A 19,241-nucleotide genomic window follows, 5' to 3' on the forward strand; every position below is an offset into this window, starting at 1 on the left:
TATGGAACCCCTGTTAATTCTCAAAGGACTAGGCTTTTTTGCCCTCGGTGTTGCGCTCTTTCTGCTGGTGACCTTCGTGGTGATGCGTCTCTGGAACTGGCTGATCCCCCCGGTATTCAACGGCCCCCGCCTGCGGTTCGTGCAGGCGCTGGGCCTCCTGTTCCTGACCCGCCTGCTGATCGGCGGATTCGGTTTCGGCGGGCCGCGCGGAGGTCACTGGCACGGCCACTACGGCAACGACCGGCACCGGGCCGCCGTAGAATGCCCCCGCGAAACCCGGGAAACCCCCAAAACCAGCGCCCTCCAATAATTCAATCACTCCATCATTCAATCATTCGACAACTCTGATGAGACGACGATTCTGGATACGCAGGGGGCTGGCCATTGCCGCCTTTGCCCTCCTGTTTGTGACCCTGGCCGGCCTGGCCGTGTCGGGGTTATGGAACTGGCTGGTTCCCAGCCTCTTTGCTGGTCCGGCCATCACGTTCTGGCAGGCACTGGGCCTGCTGGCGCTGGCCCGGATTCTGGTCGGGTTCGGCGGCCGACCCGGCGGCTGGGGACCACGCGGGGGCGGCTGGGGTGGTCGCTACGGCCATCCGCGCCACGCCTACTGGCGGCAGCGCATGGCCGAACGCTGGCAGAACATGACGCCCGAAGAACGGAACCAGTTCAAGGCGCAGATGAAACAGCAGTGGCGGGAAGGCTGCGGCCGCCGGGACTGGCACCGGGGCCGGCCGGACGAATCCGACCCGTCGGAACCCGACCGGCCGGCCGAACCGACCGCCACCCGGATTTGACCCTACTCAACAGAAAGCGGAACCCGGCGCCTTACTTCAGGGCAGGTTCCGCTTTTCTGGAATAGGACGGAACCTGGGGTACGTTCAGCAAACTAAACAGAAGGCTTACGGTCAAGGCGTTACGAACGTTCAGCAGGAGTACGGCCGGGAGCTTCAACGTCAGCAGGGCGTTGTAGGTAAAGGGAAAAAGCAGGGTGGTCAATGCAAAAATCAGAACCAGAACGACCATTCGGACCGGGGACAGGAATCCGGCAAACGGCAGCAGCCAGAGCAGATACTGCGGTGAAAACACCTTGTTGACCGTAATGAACAGCAACAGAACCGCCAGCAAAGCGGAACCCAGGTGCTCCTGCGAAATGCGGCCGGTACGCCGGTATTCGATCTGAAACCGGTATAAAAGCCAGGCCGTCAGGACGGTGAAACAGGCCACGGCCAGCACCGGCAGCCCCTCCGCCAGCCGATGGGACAGGATCGACTCCAGATGGAAGGCCCCGTAATTGAAGACAATCTTTTCCCGGAGCATCCCGACCTGCTGCCCCAGCAACAGCAGCCCGGACCAGACGCTCTCGATCTGCAGCCCCCGAACCTGATGGTACTTCAGGAAGCCGACGATTTCAACCCCCGCCGGGACTGCCAGAGGCAAACAGCTAACCACCAGCCCGGCCCCTACCCCGCCCCCCAGACGGAGCAGCGACCGGTATTGCCGGCTGCCGAAATAATAAACACCGGCGACGGCCAGAAGAACCACCGGATATAGCTTGGCGGCTATTCCCAGCCCCAGCCAGAAGCCGGCTCCGACCGGTTTATCCCGAAAAACCGCCCGTACCGCCAGAAGGGTCAGCAGGGCCGGAAAAATATCGAACCGCAGGAGCAGATGCGGCAGGCTGATCAATACCAGCAGGAAGTATCCTCCCGCCGGCACCCGCCGGCGCCCGGACCTGCCCTTTCGGAACAGGGGAAGACCCAGCACCAGCCGGGTGGTCAGAGCCAGCAGAAGAATGTTCTGCAGAAAGAACAGGCGCAGATATATGTCGAAATCACCCGTCCGGACGAGGGCCGGGAGCAGCATGGGCAGCAGGGCCAGGGGCGGATACTCGACCCGAAAATCGCGAAACGGACACTGCCCTTCCAGCACGCGCAGGGCATACGTTTGGTACAGGTGCAGGTCGGCGTCGTGGACCACAAATGTCCGGTCGAGTGCCGCACAAGCCAGGCTAAGCACCACCGCACACAGGACGGCCGTCACCGCCCAGGGATGGGCAACGGACAGGGCTTTCAGAAATCTGTTCATCGTTTCAGGCAGGCAAAAATCCATCCGGAGTCCGGTCGGTGTAAGTATGGCAACGAACAACGAAATACGTATGAACTCCTCCGTCTCCTATCCGAATTCACCCTTAAATTCCGTCGCCTTGAAATTGTCCGTTAAACAAGCACTGATCACGGGTCTGCTCCTTCTGACCGCCTGGATCTCCTTCGACTTTTCGGTGGATCGCCGAAGGGATCACCGGCCATTCGACCCGTACGAAGTGGCCCGGCTCGATGCCGCCATGTGGCGCTCCTATTACGAACGGCAACCCGTTCGGATGTTTCTGCAACTCGCCGAGGTGATGCGCTCGCAGTACGGCGCACCCTTCTGGCGGTCATTCGCTATCGCCTACCGGGCCGGCAGGGCGGCCTTCGTGTTCAAGGACGGCCGTAACCGGGCCGACTACCACAGGGCCCTGCCCGACCTGGAACGGTATTTCGGGCTCCTCAACGACCTCAGCCGGACCCCGTTCGACATCCGGAAGGTCGCCCGGCTCGAACTGGAATGGTGGATTGTCCGCCGGGAAAAAGACCGGTTCAGCCCGGCCGACTGGGAGCGGCTGCTGGCTGAAGAAGCCGGACTGATGTACGGGCTTCCCGCCGACCGCTTCCGCGAATATGCCCACTACCGCACCGAAGCCATGCTCTACCGCGACGCCCGCAACACCCGGATGGCCGAAACCGACTGGCAGCGGGTGCAGTCCCTCCTCGACCGGTCCTGGTCGGCCTATTCCCGCGCCGTCCGCTGAACCGGGGCGGATGGATCTTCGGTTTCGTCCGTTCCGAGGAGGATGGCCAGCGGCTTCCAATCCTCGATTTTATCGGCCACGATCTTCAAAATCCCGATCATGGGAGGAATGACCACCAACCCGGCACCGCCCCAGAGCAGACCGCCCAGGATGATGGAGATCAGCATGACCAGCGTATTGATCTTCAGCCGGTGACCGACCGCTCTCGGAAAAATCAGGTTGGCCTCCAGATACTGCACGAAGGCAAACATCAGCACCACCCCCAGCGCCTGGGCCGGACTGCCGGTCCAGGCGACGGCGACCGGAACGGCCCCGCCGATCAGGATGCCGAAGTAGGGAATGAAGGTCAGAATGGACGCCAGGAAGCCGAAAAACAGAAAGTTCTCGATCCCGAACAACGCCAGGCCGACGCTGTTCAGAATCCCGACGACGAGGTAAACGATCGCCATGCCTTTCACAAACTGATAATAGGCCGCCACGCTCTCATGAAGGACTTCCCGTCCGGTCTGGCGGAACCGTTCGGGGAGCCAGGCCATCAGGGCCGCCACCAGGATCTCACGGTTGGCCAGAATGAGGGCGACAAACACCGGAATGATGATGAGCATGGCCAGCGAGGTGGCCGAAAAGGACACCAGCGATCCCAGAATGGCACCCACCGACGACAGGGCCTCCTGCCCGGACCGGCGGAGGTAATTGCTCTGCTGCTCGGGGGTCAGGTTGAAGCGGTCGTTCAGGAACTGCATCAGCCGCCCGGCCACGTCGCCGAATTCCCTCGAAACCACATCCCACTCCCGGGCCACCTGAAGAATACCGGTTATCAGGATACCGCCGATGCCGGCGAAAAACAGTAAAAGTCCCAGCAGGCAGGCGGCAATGGCCAACGACCGGGGCCAGCCTTTCTTCTCCAGATACCGGCAGACCGGGTAGCTGACGAAACTGATCAGAACGGCAAAGCTCAGGGGAATGAACAGGGGCCTACCGATGTACAACAAAATGATCAGCAGAAGAATGACCTCAAGGTTTTGTAACGTACGGCGTTTCATAGCATATCCGGCCGGTGGGCGGTTTCCCGGCCGCCCCGTGAAGCTCGTTGAGAAAGGCGATGCGCCAAAAGGGAACCGCCCTTATTGAATTACAACTGATTCTTTTTGACCAGCTTACTGATCGCTACTCCGTTCACCGAAATGATTTCCTTCGATTCCATCGCCGGTTCGAGGTCGATGGCGCGGAAGTAAACGCTGATGCCGCCTTTGGGTTTTACAAGCGCCACCAGCCGCCGGTCGTTCCCCGATCCTACTTCCCGGAATTCCCGGATGACGGCATGCTTGTAGGCATAGCCTTCCTCCAGGTGCGAGGCTTTGTCGCCGAATTTGGCGAACGAGAGAAAGATGTACCGGTAGGTGCCCCCGGCATGTATCCCTTCCCCGAAGCGAAGGTCGTCGCCTTCCTTCAGCACGATTCCCTTCCGGGTCGTTACCGGTCCCGTCAACCGCTCGCCCGAGCCCGGAAGCTGGGCGAAAGCGGCTGCGCTCATCACAAAAAAAACAAGGCTGGCGAATGTCTTCATGGTATTGGGGTTGAACGGCTTTCGGATTACAGCTGACCGGCCAGGACAGCGATACCTTCCTCGAAGCTTTTCGGCTCGTAGCCCAGCACCCGGCGCGGCTTGTCGAGTATGAAGCCGGTGCGCGGGGGCCGGCGGGCCGGCTGCGTGAAGGTCGACGAGTCGGCCTGGTTGATCAGGGATTGGTCGAGCCGGAAATAATCGGCGGTTTTGATCGCCATCTCGTAGGGTGTCAGAAAATCCTTCCCGGAAATGTTGAAAACCCCTTCCGCTTCCTGATCGGCGATGAGCCAGCAGCCCAAGGCCAGATCCTCGGCCAGGGTGGGCGTGCGCCACTGGTCGGTCACCACCTTGATGTTTTTGCCCTCTTCGAGCGATTTCTTCACCCAGAGGATGATGTTGGTGCGGCTCATGTCGTGGGCGATGCCGTAGACCAGAATAGTTCGGGCGATGCCCCAGCGGATGCCCGAGTGGATCACGGCTTTCTCGGCCGCGTATTTGCTCCAGCCGTAGAAGCTGATCGGGTTGGCGGCGGCCTCCTCGTCGTACGGGCCGTCGGCGCCGTCGAAAATAAAATCCGTCGAGACATGGACCAGAAACACGTCGTTGGCTCGGCAGGCTTCGATCAGGTACTCGACCGCCCTGACGTTCTGCGCCCAGCAGGCTTCCTTCTCCGCTTCGCACTGGTCCACGTTGGTCATGGCTGCGGTATGGATGATAACCTGCGGTCGGGTCCGGCCGACCACGTCCAGCACCTGCTGCCGGTCGGTGATGTCCATCGGCTGGTATTCGTAGCCGTCGCCGAAGGGCAGCCGGTTGGCGCCCCGCGCGGTGGCGATGAGTTCAACCTGCGGCTGTTTCGTCAGAAGATCGACCAGCTTCTGTCCGAGAAGGCCGTTGGATCCGGTAATGAGTATACGCTTTTTCATAAGGTTTCCGGGCAGCGGGGAGGCCGCCCGCAGGCGATTGATCGGCAAATTGCCGGTTAGTAGTTGAAACCAAACTGTTTGGTGATCTTTTTCTTTTTCACCCACTCGCCGGAAACCGTCATGCGGATGTCCTTTTCAGGCCGGTCGAGCGGGTTGCGGGGCCGGCCGGCGATGCTGTCGATCACCGCCAGCCCGTCGATCACCTCACCGAATACCGTATAGTTGCCGTCGAGGTGCGGGCTGCCGCCCAGCGTTTTATAGGTCTGAATCTGGCTTTCGGTAAAGGGCCGTCCGCTGCGGTCCATCTGTCGTTTCAGGCCCTCGTCGTCCCAGACCCGGCCCTGCACGATGTAGAACTGACAGCCGCTCGACGCCTTTTCGGGGTTGTTGTCGCGGGCGGCCGCCAGCGCTCCCTTTTTATGGTACAGTTCCGGCACGAACTCGGCCGGTATTTTGTACCCGACGTCGCCGTTACCCAGCGGCTGGTCGGCGACGGCCGCGCGGGAGTTGGGATCACCGCCCTGGATCATGAAGTTCTGGATAATGCGGTGAAACAGCAGGCCGTCGTAAAATTTCTGTTCGGTCAGCCTGATGAAATTCTCGCGGTGCTTCGGTGTCTGGTTATACAGGATCAGCCGCATGATGCCGAAGTCGGTGGTCAGGGTCACCAGATAGTCTTTTTTCTTCGGCGGTTTTCCGGCCCAGACCGAACCGGTAATCAGGAAAAGAAGCAGCAAAAGCGGTTTCCGCATGAGTCTTTCAATCGATTGGCTGCAAATTACACAGATTCCTCAAATTACGACCGGTTTTCGACCGGCCGGACGCCCCGGGAGCGGCTACAGCTTCAGGGCGAAATGGTGACTGACAATGTTGAACCGCTTGTTGAGATAGAGCCGGTGGGCGTCGTACCGCTGCGGGCCGTGGCCGGAATCCAGCGTCACGGCCTGGCAAGCGGCCTGCCGGGCTTCTTCGATGACGAAGTCGAGCAATTGGCCGGCGTAGCCTTTTCCGCGCTGCCCCGGCAGGGTCGACAGGTCGTCGATGTAGAGGGTCTTGCCAGTGAACAGCAGGTACATAATCCGGTATCCGATGACCGCAGGGGCCATCTCTTCGTCGGGATTGTCGATGAATGCCATGAAAAACCGGTCGTTTTCCTGCTGGAACTGAATCTGTTCCAAAGCCTGACTTTCGGTCAGGTGAGGGCGCAGGGCGAGAACGGCGGGAAGGCAGCGACGCAGGTCGGTTTCGTTACGGGCAATACTAATCATACAAACGGTTTGCTTATAAGTTCTGGCGGACGCTCCGCAACAGTTCATCGCCCCCCTGGGCCAGGATGCTCTCGGCCAGGTCATGGCCCAGTTGTTCGGCCTGCGGGACGGGGCCGGTAAAGGTTTCCCGCAGCATTTCTCCGCCGTCGAGGCTCACGATGCCGCCGGTCAGGCTCACCCCGCCTTCGACCAGCGTCGCCAGTCCGAAGACCGGGATGCTGCACCCGCCCTCCAGCCGGCGCAGAAAGGCCCGCTCGGCCAGCAGACAGGCTTCGGTAGGGGCATGGTTGGTCAGCTGCCGGATGGTGTTCACCTTATCGGGGGCCAGCCCGGCGGAAGCTTCCACCGCCACGCTCCCCTGCCCTACGGCCGGCGTAAAATCCTGAATCGGAAGGTATTCGGCAATGAGGTCGTCGTATTTCATGCGGTGAACGCCCGCGTACGCCAGCAGGAGAGCGTCGCACTGGCCTTCCTCCAGTTTGCGGAGCCGGGTTTGCAGGTTGCCGCGCATATCGACAGTAGTGATGTGCGGGCAGAAGTGCTTCAGCATCGCCACCCGGCGCGTAGACGAGGTCCCGACCACAAACTCCTTCCCGCCCTGCAGGGAAAGGCTTTTATCATGACTGACCAGCACGTCGTTCACCCGTTCCCGTTCGGTAAAGGCGATGATAGCCAGGTCATTCGGAATCGACGACTGAAGGTCTTTGGCACTGTGGACGGCGATGTCGATGCCCCCGGCGCGGAGCTGGTCTTCCAGTTCCTGGGTAAACACGCCCTTGCTGCCGATCTTCGACAGGGACCGGTCCAGAATCTTATCGCCTTTGGTTTCGATGATGACCAGTTCGGACTCGACGCCCCCGGCTTTCAGCAGATCCTGGATATAATACGCCTGCCATAGAGCCAGTTGACTACCGCGCGTCCCGATTTTTATTTTCATGTACTGAACAGGAGGGTTATACGCCGACGGTGTCGTTTTCGTCCGTCGGAATTTTTTCTTCAATAAACTCAACGATCTGGCTGGCCAGGTCGATGCCGGTGGTTTTCTCGATGCCTTCCAGCCCCGGCGACGAATTAACTTCCAGCACCAGCGGCCCCCGGTTGGACTGGAGCAGGTCGACCCCGGCCACCCGTAGCCCGAGCGCCCGGGCCGCGCTGACGGCCGTCCATTCCTCGTCGGGCGTCAGGCTCACGGAAACCGCATTGCCGCCCCGGTGCAGGTTCGAGCGGAACTCGCCCTCCCGGCCCTGGCGCTTCATGGCGCCCACCACCCGGCTGCCGACCACGAAGGCCCGGATGTCGGCCCCTTTTGCCTCGGCAATATACTCCTGAATCAGCACATTCGCTTTCAGACCGTAAAAAGCCTCGATGGCCGACTTGGCGGTTTTGGCGGTTTCGGCCAGCACCACGCCCAGCCCCTGGGTGCCTTCGAGCAGCTTGATGACCACCGGCGGACCACCGACGAGCTTGAGCAGCTGATCGACGTCTTTGGGATGCTTGGCAAATACCGTCTTGGGCAAACCGACTCCGGCTCTGGACAGGACCTGAAGGCTCCGCAGTTTATTCCGCGAGCGGGTGATGGCCTGCGACTTGGCCGTCGTGAAGACTTTCATCATCTCGAACTGACGTACCACCGCACAGCCGTAGTCCGTAACGGAAGCCCCGATACGCGGCACGATGGCGTCGATATGCTCGATGGGCTGCCCTTTGTAGAGGACGGACGGTTTTCCGCCTTCGATCATGACCTGGCACCGCAGGTGGTCGATGACGGTCGGCTCGTGCCCCCTCTGTTCAACGGCTTCTACCAACCGCTGCGTTGAGTACAGGTCGGGGTTGGTAGACAATATGGCGATACGCATATAAAAAAATAGGGTAGTCGAATGGAAGAAAAGGTGAAGATGGCACCTGATAATGACTCGATTGGTACCGTTTGCTCAATTGCCGGCGGCCTGTTGCTTCATCAGAAAGGAGACGTTTTGCCGTGATACGTCAACAACAAATTTATTTCGCAATAGTTTGCGTCCGAGCAGCACCGGGAAGCGCATACTGCCCCGGTTGGCCAGTGAAAATTCGGCCCGGATGAGCCGCCCCATAATCAGGATACGGGTTTTGATGACAAAGCGTTTTTCGGATTGGCCGAATGAATTTTTTATGGTTTTATACTGAAAGGAATCGACCAGATACTGGCGCTTTTTCCGCCCTTCTCCGCTTAGGATCGTAAACCGCAGCCGGTAACGCTCCCCCCCTCCCGGCACGAGCTTCACGTCGGTGCAGTGGAGGGCCGAGGTATAGGCCCCGGTATCGACCTTGGCTTCGATGTCGGTCAGGCTCAGGTCCGGGAAATCGACCCGGTCGGCATAGCCGATGGTCTGCATGGGGCGTTTCACCCGGGGCGTTCGCTTCGGCGGGTTCATTTTCCGTTGCGGATCAGGCGGCTGAACGTCAGTGACAAATCCATCATCACCATTTTGGCGCGTGCGTTGCGTTCGATATGAAAGGAAGCCTCGTTCAGCTCCCCGACCATACTTTCGAGATGGGCCGGTTCGAGAACCTTCCCGAAATTCTCCACAAACGTACGTTCTTCGGAGGGGAGCCGCAAGAGTTCATCGACACCGTGTTTATAGAGAAACAGATCCCGGCAGAAACTCAGGCTGTAGTCGAGCAGCACCCGCTGTTTTTCCTTACCGAGCGTATCGAACTGGTCGGCCTGTCTGACGAGGGCAATGAGGTCCTGTTTGTAGCAAAGCCGCATCCAGTCGGCAAACCAGGCATGGCGGTTGAAGTCCCCGTCGGGCTCCTCGCCCGCAATCCGGATGGCTTCGGAGAGGTTGCCGTCGGCCAGGTAAGCCACCTGACGCGCCCGTTTCTCGTCGAGGTTCAGGTGCTGCCGCAGATGCATCTGAACCTCCTCGTCCGTGAAGGCCCGCACCGCCACCCGCTGTGTCCGCGACAGGATCGTGATCAGCAGCTTTTCCGACCGGTTGGTGACCAGCAGAAACAGCGTCCGGGCGGGCGGCTCCTCCAGCACCTTGAGCAGCGCGTTGGCGGTGGCCGTGTGCAGGTTTTCGACGCACCAGATCAGCACGAGCTTGTACTCGCCCTCATACGCCTTGAGCGACAGCCGGCCCAGCAGCTCGCGGGCTTCCTCGACGGGGATGTTGCCCTGCTTCAGAGCGGCTTCGGCCAGCCAGTCGTCGAGGGTCCGGTACGGATGGTCGAGAACGAATCGACGCCAGGCGGGCATGAAATGTTCGCTGGTCATCTTGCTGCCGGCCACCGGAAACACGATGGTGAGGTCCGGGTGGGCCAGCTTGTTCATTTTGACGCACGACGCGCAGCGGCCGCAGGAATCCGTCTCCTGCCGGTCTTCGCAGTTCAGATAGGTGGCAAACGCCAGCGCCAGGGCCAGATTGGCGCTGCCCGGCGGCCCGTCGAAAAGCTGGGCGTGGGCCACGTGATTGGTCTGCACCGCCCGGAGCAGGGCCTGCTTCGTATCGTCGTGACCGATGATTTCGCGGAACTGCATGATGGTTTACCTTTTTCCCTCGGGAGCCTGCTGCGTCCGACGGTATACTTCTCTCAGAATGCTTTCCTCCGTTTCGTCGAAGGCGACACCCCGGCGGCCGGCGGCTTCCCGCGCCACCTGGATGGCTTTTTCCAGCCGGTAATCCGTAAATCCTTCGCCCGCTCCGCCCCAGGAAAAGGACGGAATGTATTTCGGCTGAAAACCGGGTCCGTAAACATTGACGTTAACGCCGACGACGGTGCCGGTATTGAACATGGTGCTGATGCCGGCTTTGGTATAATCGCCCATCATCAGCCCGCAGAACGTCTCTCCGGTATCTTCCAGCCCGCCGGTGGCGTAGCTGTGGAGTTTGACGCTGGTGTAATCGTTTTTCAGATTTGAGTTGTTGGTATTGGCGCCCAGGTTGCACCATTCGCCGATCACCGAATTCCCGAGAAACCCTTCGTGGCCCTTGTTGCTGTAGCCGAAAAATACCGAACTGCCGACTTCTCCGCCCACTTTGCAGAAGGGCCCGACGGTGGTGTTGCTCCGCATTTTTGCGCCCCAGTTGACGGTGGCGTTGTCGCAGAGGGCGAACGGGCCGAGCATGATCGTTCCATCCTGAATGACGGCATTCCGGCCGATATAGATCGGTCCGTTTTCGGCATTGAGGATGGCGGCACGGATGACGGCCCCTTCCTCCACAAAAATATGTTCTTCCCCGTAACAGCGTGTATGCGGGTCCGTAATCGGCTGCGATGGCCGCCCGGCCGTCAGCCGCCGGAAATCCGCCCGAATCTGGCTGCCGTTGTTCAGAAACAAATCCGGCAGGGTTCGGATCACCGTCAGGGTTTCCGCAAAAATCCGGGTGGCCCGGGCCTGGCCGGCCGTCGGAGGTTCGGCGGGGGTGCGGGCGGTACGGAGGGCGATCAGCCGGCCGTCGGGGGCCGCCAGGGCGGTTTCGTCCGGCAAACCGCGGATGGCCTCCACCAGCGCTTCGGACGGGCAAATGCCGCCGTTTACGAAAAAGTTTGTTTCATGTGTCCTGTATTCATATTTCCTTTGCAGATAGGGCTCCGTCAGGAACGAGGGCGTGGTGTTGAATTCGGTAGCCCATTTTTCGGTAATTGTCTGAATACCAACTCGAACTTCGCTCACCGGCCGCGTAAAGGTAAAAGGAAGCAGGGCGGTACGGATGGCGGGTTCATCAAACAGAATCAGATTATACATAGGTTGGTGAACATTCCGGGTGCAAATATCCACGTTTAATCGGGAATGTGACAGCCGGAATTTTTTAACAAATGGTTTATTTTTTAATCGTGTCTTTTAAACCATTTTGACGTCATAATGATCATTAGGGTGATCAGATTGCTCTACCCACTCCATTTCTATGAGAAATTTCCTGCTGCTGGGCCTCATCGGGCTTCTGCTGAATTGTGACAATAAGAAAATAAGTGAACCGAAGCCGGCAGCCTGCGGCAACTTTCTGGGGCTGAAAAACCGGCAGGAATGGATTGCCGCACCGACTGCTTCCTTCATCAACCGCGACACGATCAACCTCATGGTGGAGGAATGCACCGTTCCGCAGGTCAACGGCAGCGTAGAATGGCTGAGTCTGAATCAGTTGCCCGTCGAGCCGGGAACCTACGCGCTGCGGCCCAACCGCTGGGACGACTTCCACGGCACCCCCCTTTCGGCCTGGCTGTACAAAGGCATGGGTCAATCAGAGAACGGCGACCGGTACAACCTGCTGGCAACCAGATCCGAAAAGAACGAAGTGACGATCGATTCGTATAACCCTGCATCCCGCGAGATTCGGGGCCGCCTGAACGCTACCTTCGTGACCGACCCCGAAAACAACCGCTCGGGCCAATCCCGCCATGACACCATCCGGATCCGGGACGCGGTTTTCACGTTGGTGGTCGCCGAGGCAAAATAATTGGTTTTCGATCCGGCGCTGGAATCGGTTTTGGCCTTAGTTTTGGGCCACTGACTTTATCGTCCCTCTATGAACCGTTACGGATTGATCGGTTATCCGCTGACCCACTCGTTTTCCCAGAAATATTTCACCGAAAAGTTTAACCGGGAAAACATTCCCGACAGCCGCTACGACCTCTTCGAACTGCCCGACATTCAGAAATTCAACGCGCTGGTGCAGTCCGTCCCGGAGCTTCGCGGCCTGAACGTCACCATCCCGCACAAACAGGCCGTGATCCCGTTTCTGGATGAACTCGACCCGGCTTCGGCCGCCCGCATCGGCGCGGTCAATACCATCCGCGTCCTGCCCGACGGCCGGAAAATCGGGTACAACAGCGACTACTACGGCTTTCGGTCGACGCTGGAGGAATGGCTCCAGACGCTCGGTCTCCATGCCCCGGCCCTGCAGGCGCTGGTGCTGGGCAACGGCGGGGCCGCCAAAGCCGTCGCTACCGCCCTGACCGACCTCGGCATCCGCTACCGGCCTGTTTCCCGTACGCCTTCGGCCGAGGCTCTCTCCTACGAAGCCCTCAGCCCCGAAATCATGGACGAATACCGCCTGATCGTCAACACGTCGCCGGTGGGAACGTATCCGAACGTGGAGGCCAGTCCGGCCATTCCCTACCGCCTGCTGAGCAAAAATCACCTGCTCTACGATCTGGTCTACAACCCGACCGAAACCCGATTTCTTCAACTGGGCCGGGAACAGGGTGCTTCAACCTATAACGGCCTGCCGATGCTGCACCGTCAGGCGGAAAAGTCCTGGGAAATCTGGAACCAACCGATTGCAACGCTCTGAATCCATGCAGGAAATCCTATTGAACAACGCGACGGTCTTTACCGGAGAAGAGGTGCTGACGGGTGTATCGGTCCGGGTCTCCGGCGGATTCGTGCAGGAGGTAACCGAAAAACCGGCTTCCGGCCCGGAAACGATCGATCTGGAAGGGAACTGGCTGGTTCCAGGCTTCGTCGACCTTCAGTTGTACGGCGGCTCCGACTTGTTTCTGAATGAACTCCCGACGGCCGAAACCGTCGATCATATCTACCGGACGCACCTGAAGAACGGGACGACCTCGGTCCTGCCGACCCTGTATTCGACCTCCCATGCCGTCAATCTGGCGGCCGTGGAGGCCGTCCGGCAGGTTCAACAGACAAATCCGAACGGGGTCCTGGGCCTGCACGTGGAGGGGCCGTATATCAACATGGTGAAACGGGGCGCCCACAGCGCCAATTATGTGCGAAAACCGGAAGAAAGCGAACTGACCGAGCTGTTTGAAAAAGGCCGCGACGTCATCCGCATCCTGACCATCGCCCCCGAGATCTTCACCCCCGCCCAACTCCGCCACCTCCTGACCCTCATCAACCCACCCTCGGCCTCTCAACGCCCCAACCCCCAGACTCCCCAACCCCTCAACGCCCCTACTCTGCTCTCCCTCGGCCACAGCAATGCCACCTACCGGGAGGCCACCGACGCCTTCGACGGGGGCATCGCGCTGGCGACCCACCTCTACAACGCCATGCGGCCGTTCGAGAGCCGGGAGCCGGGGGTGGTCGGGGCGGTGTTCGATCATCCGGGCGTCCGGGCCAGCATCATCGCCGACGGCTTTCACTGCGACTGGGCCACGATCCGCATCGCCCGGCGGCTGCTCGGCGACCGGCTTTTCCTGATCTCCGACGCAACGCTCGCCAACCCGCCCCGGCCGGAGTTTGCCTACGAAGATTTTATCATACGTTACGAGGAAGGGCGATACCTGAACCAGGAAGGAAAGCTGGCGGGCTCGTCGATCACGCTGCTGGAGGCCGTTCGGAACTGCATCCGGCACGTAGGCATCGAGCCTTTCGATGCGCTCCGGATGGCTTCCACCATTCCGGCCGAAATCATCGGGCGGGGTGACACGCTGGGCAGAATCAAATCGGGGTACGTCGCCAACCTGACGGTGCTGAACCCTGCACTGGAAGTGACCCACGTGCTGGCGGACGGCATTCTTCAGACTCCGCTTCCGGCCTGACGGCGGTAATGCATCAGCCAGTCGGACCCGATCCGCTCCTGATCCACCAGCGCGGCCCGGAACAACGGCGCCGGCAACCCCTCTCCAAGCAGTTTGGGGCTTTTAAACAGGCGTATCTCGTCCCACAGGCCCTCGTTCAGGAAGCGTTCGAGCAGGTAAGTACCGCCCTCGACGATGACCGACTGGATTTTTCGCCGGTACAGGTCGGCGACGAGTTGCTCCAGGAAAGGCCGTTCCGGTTCCAGCCGCACGTAGGTGATCGCTTCATGAGCCGGTTCGGGCGGTGTCAGGATGGTGTAAACCAGAGTGGGCTGGGTGCCGTCGAAAAGCCGCAGGCCGGGCGGCAGTTTCAGATACCGGTCGATGACGACCCGTGTCGGGTTACGGCCCTGCCACAGCCGTACATTCAGAGCCGGATCGTCGTGGAGGGCGGTATTGGTACCGACCAGAATCGCATCTTCCTCCGTGCGCCACTGATGCACCAGCTGCCTCGACCGGGAGTTGCTGATCGGAATGGGGCGAAAATCGGCCGGGGCGATGAAACCGTCGGCGGTTTCGGCCCATTTCAGGATTAAATACGGCCTTTTCTTCTCGAAGAAAGTGAAAAACCGCCGGTTCAGCTCCCGGCCCCGCTCCGCCAGCAACCCGGTTTCGACCTCGATGCCAGCCGCCCGCAACTTTGCCAGCCCTTTCCCGGCCACCAGCGGATTGGGGTCGTCGTTGCAGACCACGACCCGCTTCACCCGCTTTTCGATGAGCAGGTCGGCGCAGGGAGGGGTTTTCCCGAAATGGGAACAGGGTTCCAGGGTCACATAGACCGTCGATTCGGGCAGGAGCGCATCGTCGGGCACCGAGCGAACGGCGTTTACTTCGGCGTGCCAGTCGCCGTAGCGCCGGTGCCGGCCTTCGCCGATGATCCGGTCCTGATGGACGATCACGCAGCCCACCATCGGGTTCGGGCTGACGCTGCCGCGGCCCAAAGCGGCTAATTCGAGCGCACGGGCCATGTAAATCGGGTCAGTCGGCACAAACGTTCGGGTAGCGGGTGTCAAAAGTCAGTAACATTTTGCAGATTTACACAAATTTTCCGTACGCATGACCACGGCCAAGTCGTTGTTTGATTCGCTGGTGGGGCAATTGGAGGGTTACCGGCCTGAAGAAGCCCGCGCCATCGTGTTTTTATTACTGGAGCATTTTCTGTTGTTACGCCGGACGGACGTCGTTGCCGGGAAGCCCCTGCCGACAAATCCTCCCCCTCCCGACTGGCAGGAACTGATCAGCCGCCTGAACCGCCACGAACCGGTCCAGCACCTGATCGGGACAACCGAATTCTGCGGCCTTGAGTTTCAGGTGTCTCCGGCCGTGCTGATTCCCCGCCCCGAAACCGAAGAACTGATCCGGCTCATCGTACGGGATTATGCCGAAACCACGCCGAGCCTGAACCTGCTCGACATCGGCACCGGCAGCGGCTGCATCGCGGTGACGCTGGCCCGGTTTCTTCCGCAGGCTTCGGTCGTGGCCTGGGACGTGGCGGAAGATGCGCTGGAGGTGGCTCGGCAGAACGCAACGACGCTGCTGGCCGAGGTGGTTTTCGAAAAGCGGGATATTCTGAACGTGGGGGAAGAAACCCGCCGGTTCGACTGCATCGTGAGCAACCCGCCCTACGTCACCTGGTCGGAAGCCGAGCAGATGGAGCCGAACGTACTGCGGTATGAGCCGCATCTGGCCCTGTTCGTCGAAGACCGCGACCCGCTTCTGTTTTACAAGGCGGTGGCCGACTTCGGCCGGACTTACCTGAACCCGGGCGGAGCCTGCTTCGTCGAGATCAACGAACGGTTCGGGCCGCAGACCCGGCAGGTGTTCGAGGAGCGCGGTTACGGCAACGTCCATATTTTCAAGGACATTCATGGAAAAGAGCGATTTGTGAAAGCGAATAAATGACCTCAGCCGACTTATCCTATCATACCAAAATCCGCCAGGTCTTCGACGAGATGGGCAAGGTGGTCGTTGGGCAGCAGGCGCTGCTCAGCCGGCTGCTCATCGGCCTGTTTACCGGCGGCCATATTCTGCTGGAGGGCGTTCCCGGTCTGGCCAAGACGCTGACCATCAATACGCTGGCGAAAGCCCTGCAGCTGGATTTTCAGCGGATTCAGTTTACCCCCGACCTGCTGCCCGCCGACCTGATCGGGACGATGATCTTCAACCAGAAGTCCGGCGATTTCGAGGTGAAACAGGGGCCGATCTTCGCCAACCTGATTCTGGCCGACGAGGTCAACCGCTCGCCCGCCAAGGTGCAGTCGGCCCTGCTGGAGGCCATGCAGGAGAAGCAGGTGACCATCGGGGAGGAGACGTTCGTGCTGGATAAACCGTTTCTGGTGCTGGCGACACAGAACCCCGTCGAGCAGGAAGGCACCTATCCCCTGCCCGAAGCCCAGGTCGACCGGTTCATGATGAAAGTGTTCGTGGGGTATCTCTCGAAGGACGAGGAACTGGAGGTGATGCGCCGGATGGCGAACCTCAACTTCGACTACGAGGTGCAGCCGGTACTGGACAAGGAAGACATTTTCGGCATCCGGGACGAAATCAACAAGATCACGATTTCCGAAACGCTCGAACGCTACATCATCGAGCTGGTGTTCGCCACCCGCCGACCGCTCGACTATAGCCTTCGCGACGAAGCCCAGTACATTCAGTACGGCGTGTCGCCCCGGGCGAGCATCCACCTGAACCGGGCCGCCAAAGCCCTCGCCTATTTCGACCAGCGGGATTACGTGCTGCCCGAGGACATCAAGGAAGTGGCCCCGGACGTGTTCAACCACCGCATCATTCTCAACTACGAAGCCGAAGCGGACGGGGTCACCAGCCCCCAGGTCATCGACTCCATCCTGCGGAAAGTGGCGATCGGGCGGTAAGTTTAACCGCCGGCCGTTCACAATTTCCAGGAGAATAGTGCTAACTTACGGAAAACGAACTTATTATGACAGCGATTCGACTCCGGGAATGGGTAAAAGACGGCGGTATTTTCATACCCCTCTCGCCTGAATTAAATAACCAGGAGGTAGAAGTGGAAATCATCGTACGTCCACTCCACCAGCCTTCCGGAAAAACGGATGCCCAGATAGCGGAAGAGTTTTTCGGAAAGGTTACCGTCCGTTCGACCGAAGATTTTGATGCTTATGACCAGTAGGATATTTATTGACAGTTCACTCTTGGTTGAGAAAGCAAAGAAGTCCCGAACCGACCTTTTTGATGCCCTGATTAGGAATCCCAACCTTGAAAAGTGTATCTCTGCAACGGTTTTAAGTGAATTCACCTTCCATCTGCTCGCCATCGAGGGCGGGAAAGCCCCACGGACCCTGAAAGAAGCTCAGGCAATCCCTGCTCTCCTATCAGCTAACCCTCCTCAGGATTTCCTCCGACTTTTCACGTTTGTTCCGGACAGCTCCCAGACGGTTTTGGTTTATCTCGATCTAATGTCGAAATACAATCTACTCCCGAACGATGCATTGATCCTGTCGGCCTGTGTCCTGTATGAAATTCCGTACCTAGCAAGTTATGACAAGGCTGATTTTGAGACGCCGTGTTTCAAAGAAGGAATCGGGCTAATCCATAGCCTAACCGATTTGGATTGGATTCTTAAAACTGAAAATAGATAAACTGGTTCGAGGTGAAGACGCCGAACAGGTAGCTCAGGAAGCAGATCAGCGGAAAAATCAGGAAGAAGACCAGCGTATTGCGGGTCGGGATGGTCAGATAGAACTTCTCCTTCCAGAACAGGACCGCCACGAGCAGCACGCAGAACCATAGTTCATTGGTATTCAGGGGGGTCTGAAGCGGGCCGGAGAACGGCGCACGGATCATTTTGCCGATAATCAGAAAGGCGTTTTCGACCGGGGCCTTGTGATTTCGGAAAAACACCCAGGTGAACATAACCAGGATGAACGTCAGAATGACCTGAATCAGTTGCCAGACTTTGCTCTCCTCCGGAAACCGGATGCCCGCCCGGTCGAGCGCCCGGTCGCGCCAGCCCGCCATGAGCTGGTAGGCGCCGTGCAGACCGCCCCAGATGACGTAGTTCCAGCTGGCTCCGTGCCACAGGCCGCTGACCAGAAACACGATGAAGACATTCAGGTACCGGCGGCCCGGGCTGACCCGGTTTCCGCCCAGCGGGATGTACAGATAATCCCGGAACCAGGTGGAAAGGGAAATGTGCCAGCGTCGCCAGAATTCCGTGATGGAGCGCGAAAAGTAGGGCGTCCGGAAGTTGTCCATCAGCGTGAAGCCCATCGTGCGGGCGGCCCCGATGGCAATGTCCGAGTAACCCGAGAAGTCGCAGTAAATCTGGATCGTAAAGGCCAGCGTCGCCACGAGCAGCGTCAGGCCCGACTGTTCGGCCGGGTTCTCGTAAGCCGCCCCCACGATCATACCCATCCGGTCGGCGATCACCACTTTCTTGAAAAAGCCGAACGCCATCTGCATCAGCCCGGCCTTGAGGTTCTCGAAGTCGTAGTGGAAGTAGGTGTGGTACTGGTGCAGAACGTTCTGCGGGCGCTCGATCGGCCCGGCCACCAGCTGGGGGTAAAACATCACGTACAGCGCGTAAATCCCGAAGTGCTTCTCGGCCTTCTGGTGCCCCCGGTAGACCTCGATCGTGTAGCTCATGGCCTGAAACGTGTGAAATGACAGACCGATGGGCAGAATGGTATCGACGATGCTGAAGGAGGTGGCGCTCTGCTGTCCGAAAAACGAAAGCACCTTGTTCAGCAGCCGGATCGCCAGATTATTGAACGTCTGGGCGGGCCCGTCGAGGCCGATCTGATCGAGCAGCCAGACGGCCGTATCCGTAAAGAATCCGAAATATTTGAAAAACGCCAGAATGCCGATGTTGGAAACCAGACTGATGATGAGCAGCCACTTCCGCCGGGGGCCGACGGGGGTCTTCTCCAGCCAGATTCCCGCATAGTAGTCGATGACGATCGTCAGGAAGAGAATCAGGATGTAGGCTGGCTTGAAGACCATGTAGAAGTAACAACTGGCCAGCAGCAGCAACACCCAGCGTCCCCGCCACGGCAGGCTGTAGTAGGCCAGCGTCACGACGACGAAAAAAAGCAAAAACTGTAACGAGTTAAACAGCATTCAGG

23 protein-coding genes are annotated in these 19,241 nt (G+C 59.3%); 10 read left to right on the forward strand and 13 right to left on the reverse strand.

Annotation, left to right across the window (positions count from 1 at the left end; genetic code table 11):
• Position 1 precedes the first annotated feature (1 nt).
• Together DX909_RS00915 and DX909_RS00920 are read left to right on the forward strand one after the other, a co-directional pair.
• The gene (locus DX909_RS00915) at positions 2-310 is read left to right on the forward strand and encodes a hypothetical protein (protein ID WP_128543164.1); all 309 of its coding nucleotides are present in this window, start codon (positions 2-4) and stop codon (positions 308-310) included.
• 37 nt (positions 311-347) lie between these two features.
• Positions 348-797, forward strand: coding sequence for an HMG-box domain-containing protein (locus tag DX909_RS00920; RefSeq protein WP_128543165.1), 450 nt, complete (start codon positions 348-350; stop codon positions 795-797).
• A 31-nt stretch (positions 798-828) separates the two neighbouring features.
• Here the strand turns inward: DX909_RS00920 and DX909_RS00925 are convergent, their stop codons facing one another.
• The gene (locus tag DX909_RS00925; RefSeq protein ID WP_164851159.1) at positions 829-2,088 is read right to left on the reverse strand and encodes a glycosyltransferase 87 family protein; all 1,260 of its coding nucleotides are present in this window, start codon (positions 2,086-2,088) and stop codon (positions 829-831) included.
• A gap of 118 nt (positions 2,089-2,206) precedes the next feature.
• Between DX909_RS00925 and DX909_RS00930 the strand changes: the two genes are divergently transcribed.
• The gene (locus DX909_RS00930) at positions 2,207-2,851 is read left to right on the forward strand and encodes a hypothetical protein (RefSeq protein ID WP_229310891.1); all 645 of its coding nucleotides are present in this window, start codon (positions 2,207-2,209) and stop codon (positions 2,849-2,851) included.
• On the opposite strand, the gene DX909_RS00935 is transcribed toward DX909_RS00930, so the two are convergent.
• From DX909_RS00935 to DX909_RS00980, 10 genes are all read right to left on the reverse strand, one after another.
• On the reverse strand, positions 2,830-3,894 hold the full coding sequence (locus tag DX909_RS00935; RefSeq protein WP_128543168.1) for an AI-2E family transporter: 1,065 nt from the start codon (positions 3,892-3,894) through the stop codon (positions 2,830-2,832). The two genes, DX909_RS00930 and DX909_RS00935, sit on opposite strands and share 22 nt — an antisense overlap.
• Before the next feature lie 89 nt (positions 3,895-3,983).
• A complete protein-coding gene (locus DX909_RS00940; RefSeq protein WP_128543169.1) occupies positions 3,984-4,418 on the reverse strand; it encodes a hypothetical protein in 435 nt (144 codons plus the stop codon).
• Between the two features lie 26 nt (positions 4,419-4,444).
• Positions 4,445-5,344 (reverse strand): SDR family oxidoreductase, encoded by a 900-nt coding sequence (locus DX909_RS00945; protein ID WP_128543170.1) that lies wholly within the window; start codon positions 5,342-5,344, stop codon positions 4,445-4,447.
• A gap of 56 nt (positions 5,345-5,400) precedes the next feature.
• Positions 5,401-6,096, reverse strand: a complete 696-nt coding sequence (locus tag DX909_RS00950; protein ID WP_128543171.1) for a peptidylprolyl isomerase — start codon at positions 6,094-6,096, stop codon at positions 5,401-5,403.
• A gap of 84 nt (positions 6,097-6,180) precedes the next feature.
• The gene (locus DX909_RS00955; RefSeq protein ID WP_128543172.1) at positions 6,181-6,612 is read right to left on the reverse strand and encodes a GNAT family N-acetyltransferase; all 432 of its coding nucleotides are present in this window, start codon (positions 6,610-6,612) and stop codon (positions 6,181-6,183) included.
• A gap of 13 nt (positions 6,613-6,625) precedes the next feature.
• Positions 6,626-7,549, reverse strand: a complete 924-nt coding sequence (hemC, locus tag DX909_RS00960; protein ID WP_128543173.1) for a hydroxymethylbilane synthase — start codon at positions 7,547-7,549, stop codon at positions 6,626-6,628.
• 16 nt (positions 7,550-7,565) lie between these two features.
• Positions 7,566-8,468, reverse strand: coding sequence for a 30S ribosomal protein S6--L-glutamate ligase (rimK, locus tag DX909_RS00965; RefSeq protein WP_128543174.1), 903 nt, complete (start codon positions 8,466-8,468; stop codon positions 7,566-7,568).
• 75 nt (positions 8,469-8,543) lie between these two features.
• A complete protein-coding gene (locus tag DX909_RS00970; protein WP_128543175.1) occupies positions 8,544-9,023 on the reverse strand; it encodes an ATP-dependent zinc protease family protein in 480 nt (159 codons plus the stop codon).
• Positions 9,020-10,135, reverse strand: a complete 1,116-nt coding sequence (locus DX909_RS00975) for a DNA polymerase III subunit (protein WP_128543176.1) — start codon at positions 10,133-10,135, stop codon at positions 9,020-9,022. Before DX909_RS00975 ends, DX909_RS00970 begins: the two co-directional genes overlap by 4 nt.
• 6 nt (positions 10,136-10,141) lie before the next feature.
• The gene (locus DX909_RS00980) at positions 10,142-11,344 is read right to left on the reverse strand and encodes a putative sugar nucleotidyl transferase (RefSeq protein ID WP_128543177.1); all 1,203 of its coding nucleotides are present in this window, start codon (positions 11,342-11,344) and stop codon (positions 10,142-10,144) included.
• Between the two features lie 160 nt (positions 11,345-11,504).
• Between DX909_RS00980 and DX909_RS00985 the strand changes: the two genes are divergently transcribed.
• The 3 genes from DX909_RS00985 to DX909_RS00995 all read left to right on the forward strand — a co-directional run bounded on the left by DX909_RS00985 (position 11,505) and on the right by DX909_RS00995 (position 14,100).
• Positions 11,505-12,053 (forward strand): hypothetical protein, encoded by a 549-nt coding sequence (locus DX909_RS00985; RefSeq protein ID WP_128543178.1) that lies wholly within the window; start codon positions 11,505-11,507, stop codon positions 12,051-12,053.
• A 69-nt stretch (positions 12,054-12,122) separates the two neighbouring features.
• A complete protein-coding gene (locus tag DX909_RS00990; RefSeq protein WP_128543179.1) occupies positions 12,123-12,890 on the forward strand; it encodes a shikimate dehydrogenase family protein in 768 nt (255 codons plus the stop codon).
• Positions 12,891-12,894: 4 nt separating this feature from the next.
• Complete coding sequence (locus DX909_RS00995) at positions 12,895-14,100, forward strand: N-acetylglucosamine-6-phosphate deacetylase (RefSeq protein ID WP_128543180.1); 1,206 nt, start codon at positions 12,895-12,897, stop codon at positions 14,098-14,100.
• Here the strand turns inward: DX909_RS00995 and ribD are convergent.
• Entirely contained in the window at positions 14,079-15,107 is a 1,029-nt protein-coding gene (gene ribD / locus DX909_RS01000) for a bifunctional diaminohydroxyphosphoribosylaminopyrimidine deaminase/5-amino-6-(5-phosphoribosylamino)uracil reductase RibD (RefSeq protein WP_128543181.1), read from the reverse strand. The genes DX909_RS00995 and ribD overlap by 22 nt on opposite strands.
• An 88-nt stretch (positions 15,108-15,195) precedes the next feature.
• Here ribD and prmC point away from each other — a divergent pair, with 88 nt between their 5' ends.
• The 4 genes from prmC to DX909_RS01020 all read left to right on the forward strand — a co-directional run bounded on the left by prmC (position 15,196) and on the right by DX909_RS01020 (position 17,756).
• Positions 15,196-16,041 carry a peptide chain release factor N(5)-glutamine methyltransferase gene (gene prmC, locus DX909_RS01005; RefSeq protein ID WP_128543182.1) on the forward strand — a complete coding sequence of 282 codons (846 nt, stop codon included), beginning with the start codon at positions 15,196-15,198 and terminating at the stop codon, positions 16,039-16,041.
• Positions 16,038-17,012 carry an AAA family ATPase gene (locus DX909_RS01010; RefSeq protein ID WP_128543183.1) on the forward strand — a complete coding sequence of 325 codons (975 nt, stop codon included), beginning with the start codon at positions 16,038-16,040 and terminating at the stop codon, positions 17,010-17,012. Before prmC ends, DX909_RS01010 begins: the two co-directional genes overlap by 4 nt.
• Positions 17,013-17,077: 65 nt before the next feature.
• Entirely contained in the window at positions 17,078-17,287 is a 210-nt protein-coding gene (locus DX909_RS01015; protein WP_128543184.1) for a hypothetical protein, read from the forward strand.
• Entirely contained in the window at positions 17,277-17,756 is a 480-nt protein-coding gene (locus DX909_RS01020) for a PIN domain-containing protein (protein WP_128543185.1), read from the forward strand. Before DX909_RS01015 ends, DX909_RS01020 begins: the two co-directional genes overlap by 11 nt.
• Here the strand turns inward: DX909_RS01020 and DX909_RS01025 are convergent.
• Entirely contained in the window at positions 17,737-19,236 is a 1,500-nt protein-coding gene (locus tag DX909_RS01025; protein WP_128543186.1) for an MBOAT family O-acyltransferase, read from the reverse strand. The two genes, DX909_RS01020 and DX909_RS01025, sit on opposite strands and share 20 nt — an antisense overlap.
• Between the last annotated feature and the right edge of the window lie 5 nt (positions 19,237-19,241).

Source organism: Larkinella soli (assembly GCF_003703975.1).
Lineage (GTDB): Bacteria > Bacteroidota > Bacteroidia > Cytophagales > Spirosomataceae > Larkinella > Larkinella soli.

Coding starts and splice junctions, on each gene's coding strand:
- DX909_RS00945 (WP_128543170.1), bottom strand. CDS start 5,344: ATGAAAAAGCGTATACTCATTACCGGATCCAACGGCCTTCTCGGACAG.
- DX909_RS00970 (WP_128543175.1), bottom strand. CDS start 9,023: ATGAACCCGCCGAAGCGAACGCCCCGGGTGAAACGCCCCATGCAGACC.
- DX909_RS01015 (WP_128543184.1), top strand. CDS start 17,078: ATGACAGCGATTCGACTCCGGGAATGGGTAAAAGACGGCGGTATTTTC.
- DX909_RS00980 (WP_128543177.1), bottom strand. CDS start 11,344: ATGTATAATCTGATTCTGTTTGATGAACCCGCCATCCGTACCGCCCTG.
- DX909_RS00975 (WP_128543176.1), bottom strand. CDS start 10,135: ATGCAGTTCCGCGAAATCATCGGTCACGACGATACGAAGCAGGCCCTG.
- hemC (WP_128543173.1), bottom strand. CDS start 7,549: ATGAAAATAAAAATCGGGACGCGCGGTAGTCAACTGGCTCTATGGCAG.
- DX909_RS00920 (WP_128543165.1), top strand. CDS start 348: ATGAGACGACGATTCTGGATACGCAGGGGGCTGGCCATTGCCGCCTTT.
- ribD (WP_128543181.1), bottom strand. CDS start 15,107: ATGGCCCGTGCGCTCGAATTAGCCGCTTTGGGCCGCGGCAGCGTCAGC.
- DX909_RS00955 (WP_128543172.1), bottom strand. CDS start 6,612: ATGATTAGTATTGCCCGTAACGAAACCGACCTGCGTCGCTGCCTTCCC.
- DX909_RS01010 (WP_128543183.1), top strand. CDS start 16,038: ATGACCTCAGCCGACTTATCCTATCATACCAAAATCCGCCAGGTCTTC.
- DX909_RS00985 (WP_128543178.1), top strand. CDS start 11,505: ATGAGAAATTTCCTGCTGCTGGGCCTCATCGGGCTTCTGCTGAATTGT.
- DX909_RS00935 (WP_128543168.1), bottom strand. CDS start 3,894: ATGAAACGCCGTACGTTACAAAACCTTGAGGTCATTCTTCTGCTGATC.
- prmC (WP_128543182.1), top strand. CDS start 15,196: ATGACCACGGCCAAGTCGTTGTTTGATTCGCTGGTGGGGCAATTGGAG.
- DX909_RS00990 (WP_128543179.1), top strand. CDS start 12,123: ATGAACCGTTACGGATTGATCGGTTATCCGCTGACCCACTCGTTTTCC.
- DX909_RS01025 (WP_128543186.1), bottom strand. CDS start 19,236: ATGCTGTTTAACTCGTTACAGTTTTTGCTTTTTTTCGTCGTCGTGACG.
- DX909_RS00995 (WP_128543180.1), top strand. CDS start 12,895: ATGCAGGAAATCCTATTGAACAACGCGACGGTCTTTACCGGAGAAGAG.
- DX909_RS01020 (WP_128543185.1), top strand. CDS start 17,277: ATGACCAGTAGGATATTTATTGACAGTTCACTCTTGGTTGAGAAAGCA.
- rimK (WP_128543174.1), bottom strand. CDS start 8,468: ATGCGTATCGCCATATTGTCTACCAACCCCGACCTGTACTCAACGCAG.
- DX909_RS00925 (WP_164851159.1), bottom strand. CDS start 2,088: ATGAACAGATTTCTGAAAGCCCTGTCCGTTGCCCATCCCTGGGCGGTG.
- DX909_RS00915 (WP_128543164.1), top strand. CDS start 2: ATGGAACCCCTGTTAATTCTCAAAGGACTAGGCTTTTTTGCCCTCGGT.
- DX909_RS00940 (WP_128543169.1), bottom strand. CDS start 4,418: ATGAAGACATTCGCCAGCCTTGTTTTTTTTGTGATGAGCGCAGCCGCT.
- DX909_RS00950 (WP_128543171.1), bottom strand. CDS start 6,096: ATGCGGAAACCGCTTTTGCTGCTTCTTTTCCTGATTACCGGTTCGGTC.